The sequence below is a fragment of the Paenibacillus sp. FSL P4-0127 genome (assembly GCF_038007325.1).
Classification (GTDB): Bacteria; Bacillota; Bacilli; order Paenibacillales; family Paenibacillaceae; genus Fontibacillus; species Fontibacillus macerans.
In genome coordinates, this window is record NZ_JBBOWY010000001.1 from 3867132 (window position 1) to 3888242 (window position 21111).

17 protein-coding genes are annotated in these 21111 nt (G+C 54.4%); all 17 read left to right on the forward strand.

Going from position 1 to position 21111, the window contains the following annotated elements; translation table 11 throughout:
* Nucleotides 1–76 precede the first annotated feature (76 nt).
* The 17 genes from NYE74_RS17465 (at nucleotide 77) to NYE74_RS17545 (ending at nucleotide 21044) form a co-directional block, all read left to right on the forward strand.
* Nucleotides 77–4393: a PolC-type DNA polymerase III gene (locus NYE74_RS17465; protein ID WP_036622324.1), complete on the forward strand. Its 4317-nt coding sequence runs from the start codon at nucleotides 77–79 to the stop codon at nucleotides 4391–4393.
* A gap of 492 nt (nucleotides 4394–4885) precedes the next feature.
* Nucleotides 4886–5347, forward strand: coding sequence for a ribosome maturation factor RimP (rimP, locus tag NYE74_RS17470; protein ID WP_036622326.1), 462 nt, complete (start codon nucleotides 4886–4888; stop codon nucleotides 5345–5347).
* Between the two features lie 62 nt (nucleotides 5348–5409).
* Nucleotides 5410–6507, forward strand: coding sequence for a transcription termination factor NusA (nusA, locus tag NYE74_RS17475; RefSeq protein WP_036622328.1), 1098 nt, complete (start codon nucleotides 5410–5412; stop codon nucleotides 6505–6507).
* A 17-nt stretch (nucleotides 6508–6524) separates the two neighbouring features.
* Nucleotides 6525–6839, forward strand: coding sequence for an RNase P modulator RnpM (gene rnpM, locus NYE74_RS17480; protein WP_036622330.1), 315 nt, complete (start codon nucleotides 6525–6527; stop codon nucleotides 6837–6839).
* Nucleotides 6832–7155: a L7Ae/L30e/S12e/Gadd45 family ribosomal protein gene (locus NYE74_RS17485; RefSeq protein ID WP_051985856.1), complete on the forward strand. Its 324-nt coding sequence runs from the start codon at nucleotides 6832–6834 to the stop codon at nucleotides 7153–7155. The genes rnpM and NYE74_RS17485 overlap by 8 nt, the downstream gene beginning before the upstream one ends.
* Nucleotides 7148–9760: a translation initiation factor IF-2 gene (infB, locus tag NYE74_RS17490; protein ID WP_124332733.1), complete on the forward strand. Its 2613-nt coding sequence runs from the start codon at nucleotides 7148–7150 to the stop codon at nucleotides 9758–9760. Before NYE74_RS17485 ends, infB begins: the two co-directional genes overlap by 8 nt.
* A 13-nt stretch (nucleotides 9761–9773) precedes the next feature.
* Nucleotides 9774–10127 carry a 30S ribosome-binding factor RbfA gene (rbfA, locus tag NYE74_RS17495; protein ID WP_036622336.1) on the forward strand — a complete coding sequence of 118 codons (354 nt, stop codon included), beginning with the start codon at nucleotides 9774–9776 and terminating at the stop codon, nucleotides 10125–10127.
* A gap of 275 nt (nucleotides 10128–10402) precedes the next feature.
* Complete coding sequence (locus tag NYE74_RS17500; RefSeq protein ID WP_341005030.1) at nucleotides 10403–11377, forward strand: DHH family phosphoesterase; 975 nt, start codon at nucleotides 10403–10405, stop codon at nucleotides 11375–11377.
* Complete coding sequence (truB, locus tag NYE74_RS17505; protein WP_036622340.1) at nucleotides 11374–12291, forward strand: tRNA pseudouridine(55) synthase TruB; 918 nt, start codon at nucleotides 11374–11376, stop codon at nucleotides 12289–12291. The genes NYE74_RS17500 and truB overlap by 4 nt, the downstream gene beginning before the upstream one ends.
* 50 nt (nucleotides 12292–12341) lie before the next feature.
* On the forward strand, nucleotides 12342–13292 hold the full coding sequence (locus NYE74_RS17510; protein WP_036622342.1) for a bifunctional riboflavin kinase/FAD synthetase: 951 nt from the start codon (nucleotides 12342–12344) through the stop codon (nucleotides 13290–13292).
* A gap of 165 nt (nucleotides 13293–13457) precedes the next feature.
* Nucleotides 13458–13727 (forward strand): 30S ribosomal protein S15, encoded by a 270-nt coding sequence (gene rpsO / locus NYE74_RS17515; RefSeq protein ID WP_036622344.1) that lies wholly within the window; start codon nucleotides 13458–13460, stop codon nucleotides 13725–13727.
* 242 nt (nucleotides 13728–13969) lie between these two features.
* Nucleotides 13970–16075: a polyribonucleotide nucleotidyltransferase gene (pnp, locus tag NYE74_RS17520; protein ID WP_036622346.1), complete on the forward strand. Its 2106-nt coding sequence runs from the start codon at nucleotides 13970–13972 to the stop codon at nucleotides 16073–16075.
* 168 nt (nucleotides 16076–16243) lie between these two features.
* Complete coding sequence (locus NYE74_RS17525; protein ID WP_036622348.1) at nucleotides 16244–17257, forward strand: polysaccharide deacetylase family protein; 1014 nt, start codon at nucleotides 16244–16246, stop codon at nucleotides 17255–17257.
* Between the two features lie 62 nt (nucleotides 17258–17319).
* The gene (locus NYE74_RS17530) at nucleotides 17320–18573 is read left to right on the forward strand and encodes a M16 family metallopeptidase (protein WP_316560694.1); all 1254 of its coding nucleotides are present in this window, start codon (nucleotides 17320–17322) and stop codon (nucleotides 18571–18573) included.
* Complete coding sequence (dut, locus tag NYE74_RS17535; protein ID WP_373281412.1) at nucleotides 18557–19012, forward strand: dUTP diphosphatase; 456 nt, start codon at nucleotides 18557–18559, stop codon at nucleotides 19010–19012. The genes NYE74_RS17530 and dut overlap by 17 nt, the downstream gene beginning before the upstream one ends.
* 542 nt (nucleotides 19013–19554) lie before the next feature.
* The gene (dpsA, locus tag NYE74_RS17540; RefSeq protein WP_036622356.1) at nucleotides 19555–20454 is read left to right on the forward strand and encodes a dipicolinate synthase subunit DpsA; all 900 of its coding nucleotides are present in this window, start codon (nucleotides 19555–19557) and stop codon (nucleotides 20452–20454) included.
* Entirely contained in the window at nucleotides 20451–21044 is a 594-nt protein-coding gene (locus NYE74_RS17545) for a dipicolinate synthase subunit B (protein WP_036622358.1), read from the forward strand. The genes dpsA and NYE74_RS17545 overlap by 4 nt, the downstream gene beginning before the upstream one ends.
* Nucleotides 21045–21111 lie beyond the last annotated feature (67 nt).

Below are 21111 nucleotides of genomic sequence, written 5' to 3' on the forward strand. Positions count from 1 at the left end.
TGGAGTCATCGACCTGGCTTTTATAACGGAGCGTTCCAAAAGTCGGGTTTTCAGCACTTAGATGGGGGAGGAAGACATGACGGAGACTCAGGACAAGAGAAACCGGCTTGAACTGTTGATGAAGCAGGCGGAGCTTCCCGCCTCGTTAATCGATCCCTATTTTCTCGAAGGTTATATCGAGCGGGTTGAGGTTAGCCGCAGCAACAAGGAATGGAAAATCACGATCAGGAAGGATACGTTGGTGCCGGCTCAGGCTTACCGCACTTTTTGCCTTCGCATCAAGGAAAAAATGGAGCACATCGCGGCAATTTCCTTTGAATTCAGGTACGGCGGCGAAGTGTCGGCCAAAGATATCGTTGGAGAGTATTGGAAGTTGTTTTTGGAATGGGTGCAGCGTCAGGTTCCTTCCGTCAACGGCTGGATGGTCCGGGCCGGATTTGAAGTCGAAAACGATCTCGTTACCGTAACGTTGGGCGATTCTACCGCACTGGAGCTGGCCCGCAAGAAAAATATCGACCGGGCGATCGTGACGTTTTACGAAACTTATTTTGCTCTGCAGCTGCGGGTCAAGCTGCAAACCGGCGAAACGAGCGCCGAAGCGTTCGAGGAGTTCCAACAGCGGATCGTGGAGGAAGAACGCGAGGTCATCCAGAAAATGATGGAAAGCATGACGGTGGAAGCGCCGCCTGAAGAGGTGGACGGCGAAGTCGTCAAACTGCAAATCGGATACGACATCAAGGAGCCGCCGGTGCCGATTCAGGACATTCAGGATGAAGAGAAGAAAATCACGATCCAGGGAACGATTTTCGGTCTGGACCGCAAGGAGCTGCGCAACGGAAATACGTTGTTTACGTTCAATTTGACGGATTTTACCGACTCGCTGGCGATGAAGCTGTTTGCGAAAAACAAGGAAGATTTGAAAGTGATGGGCCAGCTGGCCAACGGCAAGTGGGTAAAAGCCCGCGGCAAAGTCGAATTCGACCGCTTTATGCAGGTGCCCGAGCTGGTGATGATCCCTTCCGATCTGACGGAAATTACGGCGCCTCCGGGACGCAAGGACAATGCTCCCGAGAAGCGGGTCGAATTCCATCTGCACACGACGATGAGCACGATGGACGCCGTCACCCCGATCGGCGATTACGTGAAGATGGCCGCCAAATGGGGGCATAAAGCGATCGCCATCACCGATCACGGCGGGGTGCAAAGTTACCCCGACGCGGCTAAGGCGGCGAAGAAAAACGGCATAAAAATGATCTACGGCGTTGAAGCCAACGTGGTGAACGACGATGTCGCCGTGGTGCTGAACCCGCGCGGGGACGATTTGAAAGACGCTACATATATCGTATTCGATATCGAAACCACCGGTCTCTCCGTCACCCAAAACAAAATCATCGAGCTTGCCGCCGTTAAAATGCAGGACGGCAAAGAAGTGGACCGTTACGCTACCTTCGTCAATCCGCATGAACGGATTCCTTACAATATCCAGCAGCTCACCAACATCAACGACGAAATGGTCAGGGACGCTCCGGATGTGGAACCCGTGCTGCGGCGGTTCGTGGAGTTTGCCGGAGACGCGGTGCTGGTCGCCCATAACGCCCGGTTTGACGTCGATTTCGTCAACGCGAAGCTGAAAGAGCTGGGCCTGCCGCAGATGAACAACCCGGTGCTCGATACGCTCGAACTAGCCCGGATGCTGTTTCCGACCCTGAAGAATCACCGGTTAAATACGCTTGCCGCCAAATACAAGGTGTCGCTGGAGAACCACCACCGGGCGATCGACGATACGCTGGCGCTCGGGGAAATTTTGAACGGCCTGCTCGAAGATGCGATCAAAATCGAAGGGTATACGACGCTGGACCGGCTGAACGATAAGGTCGGCAAAGATCTGTCCAATACCCGGCCGTTTCATTGCGGCGTCTACGCGCTCAACGCTACGGGCAAGAAAAATCTGTTTAAGCTCGTGTCCCTGTCGCACACCGACTATTTCAAACGAGTGCCCTGCATTCCCAAATCGAAGCTGGTGGAAATGCGCGAAGGCCTGCTCATCATGTCCGGCTGCGAAAAAGGCGAGTTTTTCGAAACGGTGCTCAACAAATCGGTGGAGGAAGCGGAAGCTGTGGCCGAGTTTTACGATGTGCTGGAGATCCAGCCGCTGACGATGTATATGCATCTGGTGGACAAAGGATTGGTCGGCAGCGTGGCCGAGCTGGAGACGGCGATCCGCAAAATCGTCGAGATCGGGATGAAGCTGAATAAGCCGGTGGTGGCTACCGGCAACGTGCACTATCTCGATCCAAAGGACAAGCTGTTCCGCGACATCACGATTCACGGCATCACCGGGTTTAGCCCGCTGAAGGATATACGCAAGCCGGATGCGCATTTTCGGACGACGGAGGAAATGCTGGAGGAATTCGCTTTTCTCGGCGGGGAGAAGGCTTACGAGGTAGTCGTTGCCAACACCTCCAAGCTGGCCGACGAATTTGAGGAATACGAGCTGTTTCCGGATAAGCTGTTTACGCCGATCATCGAAGGCGCGGAAGAGGAAATCCGCCGGACTTGTTACGATACGGCCAAAAAGATTTACGGCGAGGATCTGCCGGAAGTCGTCGTCAAGCGGCTGGAGAAAGAACTCGAGCCGATTATCAAATACGGGTTCTCGGCGAACTATCTGATCTCCGAACGTTTGGTCAAAAAATCGAACCAGGACGGGTATCTGGTCGGTTCCCGGGGGTCCGTCGGCTCCTCGGTCGTCGCCATGTTCCTCGGCATCTCCGAGGTCAACCCGCTGCCGGCGCATTATATATGCCAAAACCCGGAATGCAAGTACAGCGAATGGTTCCTTGACGGCAGCGTGCCAAGCGGTTTCGACCTTCCGGACAAGACGTGCCCGAAATGCGGGCAAACGCTGAAGGGCGAGGGGCACGACATCCCGTTCGAAACGTTCCTTGGGTTTAAGGGCGACAAAGTTCCCGATATCGACCTTAACTTCTCCGGGGAATATCAGCCGCACGCCCATAACTACACGAAAGTGCTGTTCGGCGAGAAAAACGTGTTCCGCGCCGGCACGATCGGCACCGTGGCGGAAAAGACGGCGTACGGTTTCGCCAAAAAATACGAGGAAGAGCATCACAAGCATTGGCGCGGAGCCGAGCTGAGCCGGCTTGCGGCGGGGTGTACCGGCGTCAAGCGCAGCACGGGCCAGCATCCCGGCGGGATCGTGGTCGTGCCGGACTACATCGAGGTGGAGGATATCACCCCGGTGCAGTATCCGGCCGACGACACCGAGGCGGAATGGAAAACGACGCACTTCGATTATCACGCCTTTGACGCGAACCTGCTGAAGCTCGATATCCTCGGGCACGATGATCCGACGATGATGCGGATGCTCCAGGATCTCACGGGCGTCGATCCGACGACCATCCCGATGAACGATCCGAAGGTGATGAGCATTTTCAACTCGACGGAAGCGCTTGGGGTGACGCCGGAACAGATCCGCACGCCGGTCGCCACGTACGGCATTCCCGAGATGGGCACGAAGTTCGTCCGGCAGATGCTGGTGGAATCGCAGCCGTCGTCGTTTGCCGACCTGCTGCAGATTTCCGGCTTGTCGCACGGAACGGGCGTCTGGCTTGGCAATGCCCAGGATTTGATCAAAAACGGAACCTGCAACATCAAAACGGTGATCGGCTGCCGTGACGACATCATGCTGTTTTTGATTTACAAAGCGGGTATGGACGCCGGCCTCGCCTTCAAAATCACGGAAAGCGTACGGAAAGGGAAAGGGCTGACGCCGGAATGGATCGAGGAGATGAAGAAATGCAAGGTGCCGCAATGGTACATCGACTCCTGTCTGAAGATCCAGTACATGTTCCCGAAGGCCCACGCCGCCGCATACGTTATTTCCGCGGTGCGCACCGCCTATTTCAAGCTCTACCATCCGATCGAATTTTACGCGACATATTTCTCGGTTCGCGGCGAGGATTTCGACATCGAGCTTTGCTGTCAGGGATATGAGGCGATTCACCGCAAGATCGAAGAGATCGAGCAGAAAGGCTTTCAGGCGCTGCCTAAAGAGAAAGCGATGCTGCCGATTCTGGAAATGGCGCTGGAGATGACCGCGCGCGGCTTCCATTTCAAACCGATCGATTTGTACCGTTCCGACGCGACGAAGTTCATCGTGGACGGCGATTCGCTGATTCCGCCGTTCTCGGCGCTGGCCGGGATCGGGGAGAACGCCGCCAAAAATATCGCCGCGGCCAAGGAGCAGGGCGAATTTCTGTCGATCGAGGACTTCCAGCAGAAATCGAAGGCGAGCAAAACGATCGTCGAGCTCCTCGGCAACATGGGCTGCTTCCGTGGACTTCCCGAAAGCAACCAGTTGTCGCTATTTTAAGTGTGAGTTTAAATATAAGTTCAAAAATCAGGTTTTCAGCACCGAGAAGGTTGGATGAAGCTAGGGACATAAGGAGCGGAGCGTACGTTTTGGGTACGTGAGCACCGGAAATGTTTCCGTAGGAAACATGCTTCGAAAGCATATGCTTGGCCCGGTTGAATTCAAGATTCGACGTCGATTAAGCTTCTTAACCTGCTTCGTGATAAGAAAAACTCTATCGATGAACAATCAAAGAAGACAGACATGCCCTAAGATGAAGTTTTTCTTGCGATTTTAAGGAAGAGAGACTCCGGCGACTATTCATTCTTAAATCTTCAAAAGCTGATTTTTTGAACTACCTATAGTAGTAAAGGTGTTTTACTTGTCACTGTTGGCGGACTATGTTATAATTTTTTTGGCAATCATGAAGATAGAACCGTTGTTTAAAGAGTGGGGAAACCCACTCTTTACTCTTTGGTATACAGGAATGAACGCGATGGAGGGAATGTACGCTTGAGCACACCGAAGATCAAAGCGACCGTAGAGCAAATGGTCACGCCTTATTTGGAGGAACACGGCTTTGAATTGGTTGACGTGGAATACGTCAAGGAGGGAAGCAACTGGTTCCTTCGCGTATTCGTCGACAAGGACGGCGGCATCGACATCGATGACTGCGGCCGGATCAGCGAATACCTTAGCGAAAAGCTCGATGAGAATGATCCGATTCCATCGGCTTATTTTCTGGAAGTGTCCTCGCCGGGCGCGGAGCGTCCGCTCAAAAAAGCCGAGGATGTATCGAAAGCCGTCGGCAAAGACGTATTTGTCACTACATACGAACCGGTAGGCGGCCTGAAGGAGTTTGAAGGCCGGCTTCTTTCCTTCGAGAACGGCGAATTGGTCGTTGAAGTCGGAAAGAAGAGTCACACGATTCCATACAGCAAAGTAGCCAGCGCAAGGTTGGCCATTATTTTCTAGAACAGCGGATGTTTGGTTAAGCGTGACCTGCAGGGAACTATGAAAGGGGGAACTCGAGGCAAATGAGTATGGATTTTATCGAAGCCTTGAATGAATTGGAAAGGGAAAAAGGAATCAGCAAAGATATTTTGTTCGAAGCGATTGAAGCCGCGCTCATCTCCAGCTACAAGCGGAACTTCAATACGGCGCAGAACGTTCGCGTGGATATGAACCGCCATACCGGCGCGATTAAAGTATACGCCCGCAAGCTCGTCGTGGAAGAAGTGCTGGATCCGCGCACGGAGATTTCGCTGGCGGCCGCGCGCGAGATCAACCAGAACTATCATCTTGACGATATTACCGAGATTGAAGTTACGCCTCGCGATTTCGGCCGCATTGCCGCGCAAACCGCCAAACAAGTCGTGACCCAGCGGATTCGCGAAGCCGAGCGCGGACTGATCTACAACGCCTTTGTCGAGAAGGAAGAGGATATCGTAACCGGCATCGTGCAGCGTCAGGATCTGCGCAACATCTATGTCGACCTCGGCAAAATCGAAGCGCATCTGCCCTTGAACGAGCTGATGCCAAACGAGAAATTCAAGCATGGGGATCGCATCAAGGCCTACATTACGAAGGTGGAAAATACGACGAAGGGGCCGCAAATTCTGCTGTCCCGCACGCATCCGGGCCTGTTGAAACGCTTGTTTGAGCTGGAGGTGCCGGAAATTTTCGACGGGGTGGTGGAGATCCGTTCCGTCGCCCGCGAAGCGGGATTCCGTTCCAAAATCGCGGTATACTCCCGCAACAGCGAGGTCGATCCGGTCGGCTCCTGCGTAGGGCCGAAAGGCACCCGGGTGCAAACGATCGTGAACGAGCTGCGCGGAGAGAAGATCGATATCGTCCGTTATTCGGAGAATGTCGAGGAATATGTGGCGAATGCGCTCAGCCCGTCCAAGGTGCTGGAAGTGCAGGTGTTTGAGGCCGAGAAGATGGCGCGCGTCATCGTGCCGGATTACCAGCTTTCGCTGGCGATCGGCATCAAAGGCCAGAACGCTCGCCTGGCGGCCAAATTGACCGGTTGGAAAATCGATATCAAGAGCGAAACCCAAGCGGAAGAGGAATTCGGAAGAGAAAAAACCGATCAGGACGAAATGCCTCAGGATTCCATCTCCGTAGATTGATCGGGGGCGGTTGAAGGATGAAACAGAGAAAGGTACCGCTGCGCAAATGCGTGGCCTGCCAGCAAATGATGCCCAAGAAATCGCTGATCCGCATCGTCCGTTCGCCGGAAGGCGAGGTGTCGATCGACCTCACCGGCAAAAAATCGGGGCGCGGAGCATACTTGTGCGGTAAGGAAGCTTGCTTCAAGCTTGCCCACAAAACCAAAGCGCTCGACCGCGCGCTGAAAGCGCCGGTCAGTCCGGAGGTTTACGAGCAGCTTGCCCGCGATTTTTTGAAAGTGGAAGAGGAGTTCCGCGCCGGCCAGGGGCGTGAAGGGGATGGCGATGAATAAAGCGTTGTCCGGGCTTGGCCTTGCCATGCGGGCGGGCAAGCTGGTGACGGGGGATGAAGTCGTGCTGAAGGCGATCCGCTCCGCGGAAGCCAAACTGGTGATTGTAGCCGGCGATGCGTCGGCCAATACGCAAAAGAAGTATCGCGATAAATGCGGTACGTACAAAGTTCCTTTGATGGTCGGATTTGACAGGGATATGCTCGGATCGAGCGTAGGAAAGCCGGAACGGGTCGTTCTGGCCCTTACCGATCAGGGGTTTGCCGATATGGTTCGTAAAGCGATCGCGAAAACGTCGGAGGTGGAGTATATTGAGTAAACAAGAAAAACAAGATAAGCTCAGGGTATATGAATATGCAAAATCGCTCAACATGAGCAGCAAAGAAATCATTACGATTCTTAAGCGACTTAATATCCCGGTGAATAACCATATGAGCGTGATGGAGAATGATGCCGTAACGCGCGTGGAGCAATTTTTCAAGGATATTAAGACGAACGCTGCCGCCAAGCGGGAAAATTCGGGCCGCGCCGAAACCCCGTCCAAATCGCCGGCGCCGGCTTCCGCAGGAGGAAGCCAGGCTGCGAAAAATCCGGCCCCGGAAGGGGCGGGAAATCGCGGAGAACAAGGCCGTGAGGCGAAGATTCACGGAAATCCCGGCGGTCAATCCAAAAAAAATCAACATGAAAAGCAGGTAAGTATGAATAATAAACCTAATCAAAACCAAAACGCAAAAGGCGGAACTACCGCTGTACAGGAAAGAAACCAACGTCCAAACGGAGGCCATCAGCAAGGCCCGCGCGCTTCTGCGCAAAACGCCGGCAATGCCGGAGGCCGCAACCCTCAAGGAAACCGGGGGCAAGGCCAAACCGGGGGCGATTCGCAGCGCCGTGACGGCGGCGGCAACCGCCAAGGAAACGGTCAAGGAAACGGCGGAGCAAACCGCGGCGGGCAAGCGCCAAACCGCAATTTTGTTTCGGCCGGAAGCAATAATAACAATGGCGGAGGCAAAGGCCAAGGTCAAGGCAGAAAAGGCAATCATGGCGGGAAAAATCAAAAAGGTTTTGACGACAACCGTAGCGGCAACTTTAAAAACAACAACCGCGGCGGCAAAGGCGGCCGGGGGGGCCGTGGCGGATATCAGCAGCCGCCGCGCGAAAAAATCGACAATACGCCGAAGAAAATCATTGTCCGCGGCACGATGACCGTTGGCGAAACCGCGAAACTGCTGCATAAAGACGCTTCCGAGGTGATCAAAAAGCTGATGCTGCTCGGGGTCATGGCCACGATCAACCAGGAGCTCGACATCGAGACGATCCAGCTTTTGGCCGGCGATTTCGGCGTTGAAGTCGAAGTGAAAATTCCGGTCGAGGAAGACCGTTTTGAAACGATCGAAGAGGTTGACGATGAGGCGGATTTGAAAGAGCGTCCGCCGGTGGTGACGATTATGGGGCACGTCGACCACGGGAAAACGACGCTGCTGGACGCGATCCGTTCGACGAACGTGACCGGCGGCGAAGCCGGCGGCATTACGCAGCATATCGGCGCTTATCAGGTCGAGATCAACGGCAAGAAGATCACGTTCCTCGACACGCCGGGTCACGAGGCGTTTACGGCGATGCGGGCGCGCGGAGCGCAGCTGACCGACATTACGATCATCGTCGTTGCGGCTGACGACGGCGTGATGCCGCAGACGGTTGAAGCGATCAACCACGCCAAAGCGGCGGGGCTGCCGATCATTGTGGCAGTCAACAAAATCGACAAACCGGAAGCCAACCCGGATAAAGTCAAGCAGGAATTAACAGAATATGAGCTTGTACCGGAAGAATGGGGCGGCGATACGATTTTCGTCAACGTGTCGGCCAAACAAAAAATGGGTCTGGAAGACCTGCTCGAAATGATCCTGCTCGTGGCGGAAGTCAACGAGTACAAAGCCAACCCGGACAAACGCGCCCGCGGTGCGGTTATCGAAGCCGAGCTAGACAGAAACCGCGGACCGGTGGCCCGCGTACTGGTGCAGCACGGCACGCTGAAAGTCGGCGACGCTTTTGTGGCCGGCAACTGCTTCGGCCGCGTCCGCGCAATGGTGAACGACCGGGGACGCCGCCTCAAGGAAGCGGGGCCTTCGACGCCGGTGGAAATTACCGGCCTTACCGAAGTGCCGCAGGCGGGCGATCCGTTTATGGTGTTTGAGGACGAACGCAAAGCCCGCTCCATCGCCGACAAACGTGCGATTACGCAGCGCCAGTCCGATCTGGGCGCGAATACGCGCGTGACGCTCGACGATTTGTTCCGCCATATTAAAGAAGGTGAAATCAAAGAGCTGAACGTGATCATCAAAGCGGACGTTCAAGGTTCGGTGGAGGCGCTGAAGGGCGCGCTCGAGAAAATCGACATCGAAGGCGTGCGCGTGAAAATCATCCACAGCGGCGCCGGGGCGATTACCGAATCCGACGTTATTTTGGCCGCGGCTTCCAACGCGATCATCATCGGCTTTAACGTACGTCCGGACAACCAGACGAAAGCGACCGCCGAGCAGGAAAAGGTCGACATTCGTCTGCACCGCGTCATTTACAATGCGATCGAGGAAATCGAACAAGCGATGAAAGGGATGCTGGATCCGGTATACAAGGAGTCCGTCATCGGGCATGCCGAAGTCCGCAATACGTTCAAGATCAGCAAGGTCGGCACGATTGCGGGCTGCATGGTCACCTCCGGCAAAATTACCCGTTCGGCGGAAACGCGCTTGATCCGCGACGGCATCGTTATCTACGAAGGCAAAATCGATTCTTTGAAGCGGTTCAAGGATGATGCCAAAGAAGTTGCGCAAGGGTACGAATGCGGGATCACCCTCGATAACTACAATGATATTAAAGAAGGCGACGTGATTGAGGCCTTCATCATGGAAACCGTTGAACGGAAGTAAGGTGGTGTCATAAATGGCCAAAAATCGGACCGGCCGCGTAGGCGAACAGATTAAAAAAGAACTCAGCGTTCTTATCCAGAAGGAACTGAAAGATCCGCGCATCGGTTTTGTCACCGTGACCGGGGTGGATGTGACGAGCGATTTGTCGCAGGCCAAAGTCTACTTGAGCGTTTTCGGGGATGATGAGAAGAAAAGCGAATCGCTGAAGGGGCTGGAGAAGGCAAACGGATTTTTGCGCACCGAGCTCGGCAAGCGGATCCGGCTGCGCCATACGCCGGAGCTGATCTTTAAAATCGACGAATCGATCGCTTACGGTAGCCGGATCGAGCAGCTTCTGGGCGAAATTACGCACGAGCACGACAAATGAATTAAAATAGGGATCAAAAAGTCAGGTTTTCAGCACCGAAGCTTATGCTTCCGATGTGCGTTTTTTCAAAACGCTTTAGTTGGATGAAGCTAGGGACGCCAGGAGCGGAGCGTACGTTTGGGGTACGTGAGCACCTGAAATGTTTCCGGAGGAAACATGCTTCGAAAGCATATGCTAGAGCCCGGCTGAATTCAAGATTCGATGCCGAATTTATGTCATGATTTGCTTCGTGATCAAATTCTGAATTTTTGATTACCTCTAAAAGGAGACCGGCAATGCAATATGAACGGGAGCTGCGTCAGAGCCAGGCTTTTTTGACGGAGCATGATGATTTCCTCGTGGTGGCGCATGTTCAGCCGGACGGAGACGCAGTCAGTTCCACCCTTGCGGTGGGCTGGCTTCTGTCATGTCTGGGTAAAAAATACGTAATGGTCAACGAAGGGCCGATTCCGAAGCGGATGGGTTATTTATGGCAGGCGGATCAAATTCGTGACCTGTCGGCAGAGCCCTTGAATCGGAAATTCGACAACGTGATCTGCGTCGATTGCGCCGATTTCAAACGGGTCGGGATGACCAAAGAGCTGTTTGCGGAAGGAGCCAAACTGCTGAACATCGATCACCATCCGACCAATGACGGATACGGCACGGTCAATTTGATTGTCCCCTCTGCCGCAGCCACGGCGGAGATTTTATTCGACCTTATCCAATTTATGGGTCTGGAGTTGAACGAGGCGATCGCTACGGCGCTATACACCGGACTGCTGACCGACACGGGCGGGTTCCGCTATTCGAACACGTCGCCCAAAGTGATGGCAACCGCCTCCAAGCTGCTGGAGTACGGTGTTGAAGGACCGGGCTTGTCCGAACTGTTGCTGGAGCAAATGACTTTGCCGCAGCTGCGCCTGCTGACGAGAGCCTTAAACGGGCTGCAGCTGACCGAAGACGGTAAAATCAGCTGGGTGGTCGTGACGGACGAAGACTTGAAATCCGCCGGGGCGGTTCATGAGGATATGGAAGGCATCGTCAACTATCCCCGCAATATTCAAGGGGTGGAGGTCGGCCTCCTGTTTAAGGTGATCGATGAGCAAGCCGTAAAAGTGAGCATGCGTTCCGCCGGCAAAGTGGACGTGGCCAAGGTGGCGCAAAGCTTTGGCGGGGGCGGGCACGTCCGGGCCGCGGGAGCGCGCGTTGAAGGAACGCTGGAGGCGATCGTGCCCCGCGTGGTGGAGCAGGTGAGGCTGCAGCTATGACCACGTATGAAGGCATCCTGCCGGTTTTGAAACCCGCCGGTTTTACCTCCCACGACGTTGTGGCCAAATGCCGCGGCATCCTCAAAATGAAGCGGATCGGCCATACGGGCACGCTCGATCCGGCTGTCACCGGAGTGCTTCCGCTTTGCTTGGGACGGGCTACCCGGATGGTCGAATATTTGCAGGAGCTGCCCAAGGAATATGAGGCCACGCTGATTTTGGGGGTGGCCACGGACACCGAAGACATGTCGGGTACGGTCGTGGAGCGGCTGGATCAAGTTTCGGTGACGGAAGAGGCCGTAAGGCAGGTGCTTCAGCGATTCGTCGGCACGATTTCCCAGGTTCCGCCGATGTATTCCGCCTTGAAGCACGATGGAAAGCGCCTCTACGAGCTGGCGAGAGAAGGAAAAACGGTCGAACGCAAAGCCCGCGAGGTGACGATTTATGGGCTGGAGCTGCTGTCCTTTCAACCGGAGGGACCGCATCCGAAGATCAAGTTCCGGGCGCTCTGCTCGAAAGGAACTTACATCCGCACGCTTTGCGTCGATATCGGCCGGGCGCTTGGCGTGCCGGCGGCGATGGGGCAGCTGAAGCGGACGGTGTCGGCCGGGATCGCGGAAGAGAGCTGTTTAACGCTGGAAGAAATCGCCAGGCATGCTGCGCAAGGGGACCTGGCTTCCTATTTGCTGCCGGTCGACCAGGGAGTCCGGCATCTGCCGGCACATACGATCGCCGGGGACAAAGTTAAGGCGGCCCTGCAAGGTCAGCGCCTGCCCGCCGCCGCGGTACATCCGCGGGCAAACCGGGGGGAACTGATCCGGCTTTATGATCCGCAGCAGCGGTTTTTGGGGATATTCCAGGCGGATGAAGAAATGCCTGCCGTGAAGGCGGTCAAGGTGTTCCTTCCCGACTGAATCATATGAACGATTGTGCCAATCCGAGGGAATTGCAGGTGAGACTTTAGATGGAAACGATAAGCTTATCATACCCTTTAACCGAACAATTTATTGCAACGTGCGCGAGGCCGCAGGTGCTGGCCATCGGCCAGTTTGACGGCCTCCATCTAGGGCACGCCAGCGTGATTGAGACGGCCGTCAAGCTGGCGGCCGAGCTTGGTCTGCCCGCATCCGTCATGACTTTTCACCCTCACCCGAAGGAAGTCATGAAAAAAGGCGATTACGACGGATATTTGACTCCGCCCCGGGAGAAGGAACGCCTCCTTCGCAGCATGGGCGTGGATTTTGTATATATTGTCGAGTTTAACGACTCGTTCTCGCGGGTGAGCCCGCAAAATTTCGTCACCGGCATTTTGGTTCCCCTGCAGGTGCACACCGCTGTGGTCGGGTTTGACTTCCGCTACGGCTACCGGGGAGAAGGGCACGCCGGAATGCTGCGCGAGCTGAGCGATAACGTCCTGGACGTAAGCACGGTTCCGCCGTTCCTGATCGACGGCGAGAAGGTGAGCAGTTCGGGCATCCGCAAAGCGCTCCAGGAAGGCGACATCCGCTTGGCCAACCGCTGGCTCGGACGAAGCTATTCGCTGAAGGGCGCGGTCATGCACGGGGAAAAGCGGGGGAGATTGCTCGGCTTTCCCACAGCCAACCTGAAGCTCACCGAGCATTATGTGATCCCTGCGAGCGGCGTTTACGCCGTGCGTGCGCATCACGGCGGCCACTCCTACGAAGGCGTGATGAACGTTGGGGTCAAGCCGACCTTTCACAACGATGCGACCGTCCCCTCGTTCGAGGTTCATCTGTTTGACTTTTCCGGAGAAATATATGATGAAAGCCTGTCCGTCGAAGTGGTTCATTTCCTCCGCGAGGAACGCAAATTCGGCTCGATCGATGAGCTGATCGCGCAAATAACCAAGGATGCCGAAACCGCCAAAAGCTTGCTGAAAGCGGAAAAAGCGTAAACGGGAAAGCGGCATTTACTTTTATCCGGGTTGTATGGTATACTGATCTACGTTGTTATGCCCATGGGTTTTCTTTCCGGGCGTCAACTATAACCTTGGCTTGGTTGTGCGGTTTCACCGCCGGCGACGAGGCTAACGGCGATTGAGGAAAAGGAGGTGAACAGGATGGCATTGACTCAAGAACGTAAGCAACAATTGATCGAAGAGCACAAAACTCATGAGTCCGATACCGGATCCCCAGAGGTGCAAATTGCTATCCTTACGGAGAACATTACGAACTTGACGGAACATTTGCGCACGCACAAGAAAGACCATCATTCCCGTCGCGGTCTTTTGAAAATGGTCGGTCAACGCCGTAAGCTGCTGGCTTACTTGAAGAACAAAGACGTGAAGCGTTACTCCGCATTGATCGAAAAACTCGGATTGCGTCGTTAATTTGACATCTTTACGAAAAAGCAGCCTGGTTGCCGTCGGACGCTTTCAAGCGAACGATGTGCCGCCGGGTTGCTTTTTACAAATGAACGGGTATTTCGGCGGTGTTTTGAATAGCGTAAACGAAAGGCTCCGTCAGGAGCTTTTGTTGTGAAGGGACAAGTTCATTGCTCCTTAATGATTTAAGATAAAGCAGGAAATAATGAACTTTGTACCGAACTTTTAATGTGATAAGGAGGGATTACATGGAGAATCATGTGAAAATGGATCTGGGGGGAAGACCTCTTATCCTCGAAACGGGCCGATTGGCCAAGCAAGCCAACGCAGCGGTCATGGTGCGTTATGGGGATACGGCTGTGCTGTGCACGGTAACGGCCTCCTCGGAACCGAAGGACCTGGACTTTTTTCCGCTTACGGTCAATTATGAAGAAAAGCTGTATGCGGTCGGAAAAATTCCCGGCGGCTTCATTAAACGCGAGGGCCGTCCCAGCGAAAAGGCCATTTTGGCCAGCCGGTTGACGGACCGTCCGATTCGTCCGCTGTTCCCGGAAGGGTTCCGCAATGATGTGCAAATCGTCAATCTGGTCATGAGCGTGGATCAGGACTGCGAGCCTGAAATCGCCGCGATGATCGGAACGTCGGCCGCGCTGAGCATTTCGGATGTTCCGTTTAACGGGCCGATCGGCGGCGTGGCGGTGGGACGGGTGAACGGCGAATTTGTGATCAACCCGAATATAGCCCAGCAGGAAGCCAGCGATATTTACGTCGTGGTGGCAGGGACGAAAGACGCGATTATGATGGTTGAGGCGGAAGCGAACGAAGTTCCGGAAGAAGTTATGCTGGAAGCCATCATGTTCGGCCATGAGGAAATCAAAAAAATCGTTGCCGTAATCGAAGAGCTTGTCCAAGTTGCCGGCAAAGAGAAAATGCAGGTGAAGCTGCACGCGGTCGACGAAAACGTGAACCAGGAAGTTCGCGCCTATGCCAAGGATCGGCTCGTGGAAGCCGTAAAGATCGCCGAGAAGCATGCGCGGCAGGATGCGATTGACGCCATCAACGAGGAGACGGTTGCTTATTTCGAAGAGAAATACATAGAGTCTCCGGAGCTCATTGCCGACGTCAAGGAAGTGCTGCACGATATCGTTAAAGAAGAAGTCCGCCGCTTGATCACGCATGAGAAAATTCGTCCGGACGGCCGTAAGCTCAGCGAAATCCGGCCGATCGAATGCGATATCAGCCTGTTGCCGCGTACCCACGGTTCCGGTTTGTTTACGCGCGGCCAGACGCAAGCTCTAAGCGTTTGTACGCTCGGCGCGCTGGGCGATGTGCAAATTCTCGACGGCATCGACCTGGAAGAGTCGAAACGGTTCATGCATCATTACAACTTCCCTCCGTTCAGCGTAGGCGAAGCCCGTCCGCTGCGGGCACCGGGCCGCCGCGAAATCGGTCACGGCGCGCTTGGCGAACGGGCGCTTTCCAAGGTCATTCCGCCGGAATCGGAATTCCCTTACACGATCCGCCTCGTGTCGGAAGTATTGGAATCGAACGGTTCGACGTCGCAAGCCAGCATTTGCGCCAGCACTTTGGCGATGATGGACGCGGGCGTGCCGATCAAAGCGCCGGTAGCCGGGGTGGCGATGGGCCTGATCAAAGACGGAGAGCATGTCTCCATTTTGACGGACATTCAAGGGATGGAGGATCATCTCGGAGATATGGACTTTAAAGTGGCCGGAACCGCGGAGGGCGTAACCGCCATTCAAATGGACATCAAGATCGACGGCATCGACCGGCAGATTTTGACGGACGCTTTGAAGCAGGCGAGAGAAGGCCGGATGTTTATTTTGGCCAAGATGATGGAGCGCATCCAAAAGCCGAAGGAGCACTTGTCTCCGTATGCGCCTAAGATCCTCATCATGAACATCAATCCGGACAAAATCCGCGATGTTATCGGGGCCGGCGGCAAGATCATCAACAAGATCATCGAGGAAACCGGCGTGAAAATCGATATCGAACAGGACGGCCGCGTCTTTATCGCTTCGGCCAACGAAGAGATGAACAACAAAGCCCGTTCGATTATCGAAGGCATCGTGAAGGAAGTGGTTGTCGGCGAAATATATGTCGGCACTGTAAAACGGATCGAAAAATTCGGCGCTTTTGTGGAAATTTTGCCGGGCAAAGACGGGCTGGTGCATATCTCCCAGCTTTCGACGGAGCGTGTAGGCAAAGTGGAAGACGTCGTCGCCATCGGCGATACGGTAACCGTCAAGGTGACCGAAATCGACAGCCAAGGACGGATCAATCTTTCCCGCAAAGCGGTTTTGACTGCCCAAACGGAAAAAGCTCCTTCATAAACGATGAACGGCTGCATGTGAACTTAAGATGTGCGGGAAAAGAGACAGAATGAATCAATTCTGGCTCTTTTTTAATGCGCATGCCCCGATGGGCCGTTAAAAGGTGCATAATCCGGGTCTTGTCTACATATGATGGGGACAAAAACCGGTTGAAGGGATGAACCTGGCATGGGGCGGAACAAATTTGTGATCATTGCGGTCTGTATCGCATTTGTCGTGATTCTCGGGCAATTGGCGGGAATTCGCACATTTGTCGAGAACGGCGGCGGGCAAGACGGAAGTTTTGCCTTCCGTCTGTTTAGCGACTTTTATGAAAGCAATGAGTTGGGTCAAGACGGGAACAAACAAGACGATCTGCTGCTAAAAATACGCGAGGAAGCCGCCAAAAGGCGGATCGAGCCGGTCAACGCCACCGTCGATCGCGTCTGGAAGGCGATTCCGGGATATAATGGACGGGAAGTGGACATCGAGCGCACTTATCAGAAGGCGAAGCTGCTGCCGGCCGGAGCGGAGATCGAATACATATACCGGGAAATTAAGCCGCAGGTGAGCCTTGATGATTTGGGGGCGCAGCCCATTTATCGGGGGAATCCGAACAAACCGATGGCGGCGCTGATGATCAATGTGGCTTGGGGAGAAGAGTACCTCCTCCCGATGCTGGACACGCTTGACGAAGCGAAGGTGAAAGCGACTTTTTTTCTGGACGGAAGCTGGCTCAAGAAAAATACGGAGCTCGCCGCGGAAATTCAAAAACGGGGGCATCTGTTGGAAAATCACGCCTATTCCCATCCCAACATGAGCCAGCTCGAGGCGTCCCGGGCCCGCTTGGAAATCTCCAAAACGAAAGGGTTGCTGAAAGAGAAGCTGGGCGTAAACAACCGCTGGTTCGCCCCGCCTTCGGGAGATTATAACAGTCAAACCGTCAAGCTGGCCGCGGAGCAGGGCCTTAAAACGGTGCTGTGGACAGTGGACACGGTGGATTGGAGGAAGCCTCCGGCCTCAAGTATTGTAAGCAAGATCGCCAACCAGGTAGGTCCGGGCTCATTGATTCTCATGCATCCGACGGCGCCAACCCGGGACGCGCTGAAGGACGTGATCCGGGTTATCCGCGGCAAAGGCCTGGTTCTCGGCACGGTGGAGGAGACGCTGTCGCCGAATCGGGTGGAAGTTCCGGAGAGTTGAGCGGAGCGCCTTTTTTTGGTAGGATAGGAACTGCGTTTATTGAAATTTTAGGAGGGCCTTTCGTGAAGAGAACGCAATTAAAAAACGGCCTCCGGGTGGTTATGGAACAGATTCCGACCTGCCGCTCGGTCTCGTTTGGCATTTGGGTCAAGACAGGCTCGCGCAATGAACAACCCGAAGTCGGCGGGATTTCGCATTTTATCGAACATATGCTGTTTAAGGGGACGGATCGCTTCAGCGCCAGGGATATCGCCGAGCAATTCGACGCCATCGGAGGCAACGTAAACGCGTTTACGTCCAAGGAATACACATGTTATTATGCGAAGGTGCTCGACGAGCACTTGCCGATCGCGGTGGATGTTTTGGCGGATATGTTTTTCCGTTCGCTGTTTGACGCCGAGGAGCTGCGAAAAGAGAAAAACGTCATCGTCGAAGAAATTTCCATGTACGAAGATACGCCGGACGACATGGTGCACGATCTGGTGTCGCAGGCCGCTTACGGAGACCATCCGCTGGCTCTCCCGATACTGGGAACGGAGGAAAAGCTCCGGGCTATGGAATCGGACCATTTGCGCGCGTATATGCGCGAGCATTATACGATCGAAAATACGGTGATCAGCGTAGCCGGCAATATCGATGACCAAGTGGTCGAGCTGCTGGAAAAATATTTCGGCGATTTCGCGATTCGGGGAGACCGGGGTTCGCTGGCCGCGCCCGATTTTCTCGGAGACCTCAAATTTTACCGCAAAAAAACGGAACAAAATCACATCTGCTTGTCCTTCCCGGGGCTGCCGATCGGCGACGAGAAGCAGTATGCCATGACCCTGCTGAACAACGCGCTTGGCGGCGGCATGAGCTCGCGGCTGTTTCAGGAGATCCGCGAAAAACGCGGCTTGGCCTATTCCGTCTACTCCTATCACAGCTCACATGCCGATAGCGGGTTGTTTACCGTGTATGCCGGTACGGCGCCGCGGCAAACGAAAGAGGTTCTGGAGCTGACGAAGGAGATTCTGCACGATGTGTCCGTCAACGGGATTAACGAAAGCGAACTCGGCAAAGGCAAGGAGCAACTCAAGGGCAGCCTGATTTTAAGCTTGGAAAGCACGGGCAGCCGCATGAACCGGCTGGGTAAAAACGAGCTGATGCTTGGCCGGCATTATACGCTGGATGAAATGATCGCCCGCATCGAGGCGGTGACGATGGACGATGTGAACGACGTGCTGGGGCGCATGTTCAGCCGGCCGTTCGCACTGGCGATGGTCGGCGGGGCCGATCGCGCCATTACGGGATTAAGGAGAGATGAACTTGTCATTTGAAGTACAAATCAAACGTTTTGCCGGAAATGAAGATATTGAACTGCCGCGTAAGATGTCGGAACTGGCTTCCGGCTTTGATCTGTACGCCGCGGTAACGGAGGACCTGGTCTTGCAGCCTGGGGCGAGGGCGCTTGTCCCGACCGGGATCGCGATTGCGATGCCGGGCGGTCTGGAGGCCCAGATCCGCCCGCGCAGCGGCCTGGCTCTGAAGCATGGCATCACTTGTCTCAACACGCCGGGCACGATCGATGCCGATTATCGCGGCGAGATCAAGGTGCTGCTCATCAACCTTGGCCAGGAGCCCTTTGCGATTAAACGCAATGAGCGCATCGCGCAAATGGTCTTTCAAACCGTGCCGGAAGTGGCTCTAACCGAAGTGGACGAGCTTTCCGAAACCGAACGTGGAGCCGGCGGTTTTGGCCATACCGGCACGAAATAAAACGGCAAAGCCCGGATACTTTTGAGATTTCGCCCAGGTGTTCTAATCGAAACTATCGTCCGTCTGGAATCTAACGGTTGCAGCAGCTGTTATTTTACGAAAAAAGATTTGACAACTGGCTTTTGGAACAAGAAATGCCGTCTTCCTGCAAAATAGCGGAACTTTATGTTCTTATAATCCGAAGACTAGTATGTTTATCCCCAATAGTGGAATATTTTGTCCTTATTTACCTGCGAACGCTCCTGAATACGGGCATTTCCTTGCAACGGGGGAAAATAGCGCCATGAATTTCCTCTATTTGTCTCAAATGGACGGATACCGCCGGAATAACGACGTTTTTTGCCCTTATAATTTTCGCTGGAGTCAAAGACCACCCGACATATTTGATCGGGTGGTCTTTCCTGCTTGATAGGGGGAATTTAATTCCCTTCAGGTGGCCTTTTACATCCTTCATGAATGACGTTTCGTCTCTTTTCACCACTTTTTAGGCTGCGGCATAAGATGGTCTATACTGTGTTGCTTGGAAGGAGTGCCGTCTAAGAATGCTGACGGGAATCACGATTGTATTCCTTGGTGGAGACGCCCGCCAGGTGGAGGTCATCGACAAATGTTTGGAGCTGGATGCCACGGTGCGCATCGTCGGCTTCGACCGGTTGGATATGCCGCTTCCCGGAGTCTCGAATGAAGCGCTGACCCCCGGCTTGCTGGCCGGGGCTGATATCATCATCCTTCCGGTAATCGGTTGCGATGATCACGGTGTCGTACCGGCCCCGTTCTCTGCGGAAGAGCTTGTCATCAAGCCGGAAGGGTTTGAAGCTGTACGAAAAGATACGTTGGTATATACGGGAATCGCCAAAAGCTTTTTGAGGCAAATGGGAGACAGGGGCGGGTTCCGGATTATTGAACTGCTGGAGCGCGACGACGTAGCGATCTACAACTCGATACCGACGGCGGAAGGGGCCGTGATGATGGCGATCCAGAATACGGACATTACGATTCACGGATCGACCTGCATCGTGCTTGGGATTGGCCGTACGGGATTTACGCTGGCAAAAACACTGCAGGGTTTGGGAGCGACCGTGAAGGTGGGAGTGCGCCGGGAAGACGATATGGCCAGGGCGGTGCAAATGGGCTGGAAGCCTTTTGCCACAAGGGATTTGGCCGCTAATGTCGGCGATGTTGACTTGATTTTTAATACGATACCGACTATGATAATCACAGCGCAAATCATCTCAAAACTGCCGCGCAGGGCGGTTATTATCGACCTTGCGTCCGCTCCCGGCGGGACGGATTTCCGTTTTGCCGAGAAGCGCGGCATCAAGGCGATCCTTGCCCCCGGCCTCCCCGGTATCGTCGCTCCCAAAACGGCTGGAATCATCATGGCCAATACGATCTGTCAGTCGATTTTGGATGAGTTTCAAATACGGGGGGATGAAGAGTGAATTGGCAGGGCAAAACGGTAGGATACGCCATTACGGGCTCGCATTGTACGTTCGCTGAGGTGATGCCTCAGATTGAGCGTTTTGTCGATGGAGGTGCTAAGGTCATCCCGATCATTTCCCAGTCGGTGCTGACGACGGATACCCGTTTCGGAAAATCGGAGGATTGGCGGAAACAGTTGAAAGATATTACGGGGAATGATATTATTTCTTCAATTGTCGAAGCGGAGCCGCTGGGACCCAGCAAATTGCTCGATGTGCTTGTCATTGCTCCTTGCACAGGCAACACGACAAGCAAGCTGGCGAATGCCGTCACGGACAGTCCGGTGCTTATGGCCGCCAAAGCCCAGCTGCGGAACGGGCGCCCGCTCGTGATTGCCGTGTCGACCAATGACGGCTTAGGCTTCAATCTGGCGAATATCGCCAAGCTGATCGTAGCCAAAAACGTATATTTCGTTCCGTTTGGTCAGGACAATCCGACGGGGAAACCGAATTCGCTGGTGGCCAGGATGGAACTGGTGCCGGAAACCTGCTATGCGGCGCTGGAAGGCAAGCAGCTGCAGCCGCTGATTATCGAGCGTTTTCATGGATGAGCCCGCCTGCTGGCGGAAACATACTCGTATTTTAGAATATAATCGTTCGATTTAAGAGGTTGTTCAA

What these genes read in the sequence shown, in the direction of transcription:
- pnp (WP_036622346.1), top strand. Translation starts at nt 13,970, where the DNA reads ATGGAGAATCATGTGAAAATGGATCTGGGGGGAAGACCTCTTATCCTC.
- rnpM (WP_036622330.1), top strand. Translation starts at nt 6,525, where the DNA reads ATGAAACAGAGAAAGGTACCGCTGCGCAAATGCGTGGCCTGCCAGCAA.
- dut (WP_373281412.1), top strand. Translation starts at nt 18,557, where the DNA reads ATGAACTTGTCATTTGAAGTACAAATCAAACGTTTTGCCGGAAATGAA.
- NYE74_RS17510 (WP_036622342.1), top strand. Translation starts at nt 12,342, where the DNA reads ATGGAAACGATAAGCTTATCATACCCTTTAACCGAACAATTTATTGCA.
- NYE74_RS17485 (WP_051985856.1), top strand. Translation starts at nt 6,832, where the DNA reads ATGAATAAAGCGTTGTCCGGGCTTGGCCTTGCCATGCGGGCGGGCAAG.
- truB (WP_036622340.1), top strand. Translation starts at nt 11,374, where the DNA reads ATGACCACGTATGAAGGCATCCTGCCGGTTTTGAAACCCGCCGGTTTT.
- NYE74_RS17465 (WP_036622324.1), top strand. Translation starts at nt 77, where the DNA reads ATGACGGAGACTCAGGACAAGAGAAACCGGCTTGAACTGTTGATGAAG.
- nusA (WP_036622328.1), top strand. Translation starts at nt 5,410, where the DNA reads ATGAGTATGGATTTTATCGAAGCCTTGAATGAATTGGAAAGGGAAAAA.
- rpsO (WP_036622344.1), top strand. Translation starts at nt 13,458, where the DNA reads ATGGCATTGACTCAAGAACGTAAGCAACAATTGATCGAAGAGCACAAA.
- rbfA (WP_036622336.1), top strand. Translation starts at nt 9,774, where the DNA reads ATGGCCAAAAATCGGACCGGCCGCGTAGGCGAACAGATTAAAAAAGAA.
- NYE74_RS17525 (WP_036622348.1), top strand. Translation starts at nt 16,244, where the DNA reads ATGGGGCGGAACAAATTTGTGATCATTGCGGTCTGTATCGCATTTGTC.
- NYE74_RS17500 (WP_341005030.1), top strand. Translation starts at nt 10,403, where the DNA reads ATGCAATATGAACGGGAGCTGCGTCAGAGCCAGGCTTTTTTGACGGAG.
- dpsA (WP_036622356.1), top strand. Translation starts at nt 19,555, where the DNA reads ATGCTGACGGGAATCACGATTGTATTCCTTGGTGGAGACGCCCGCCAG.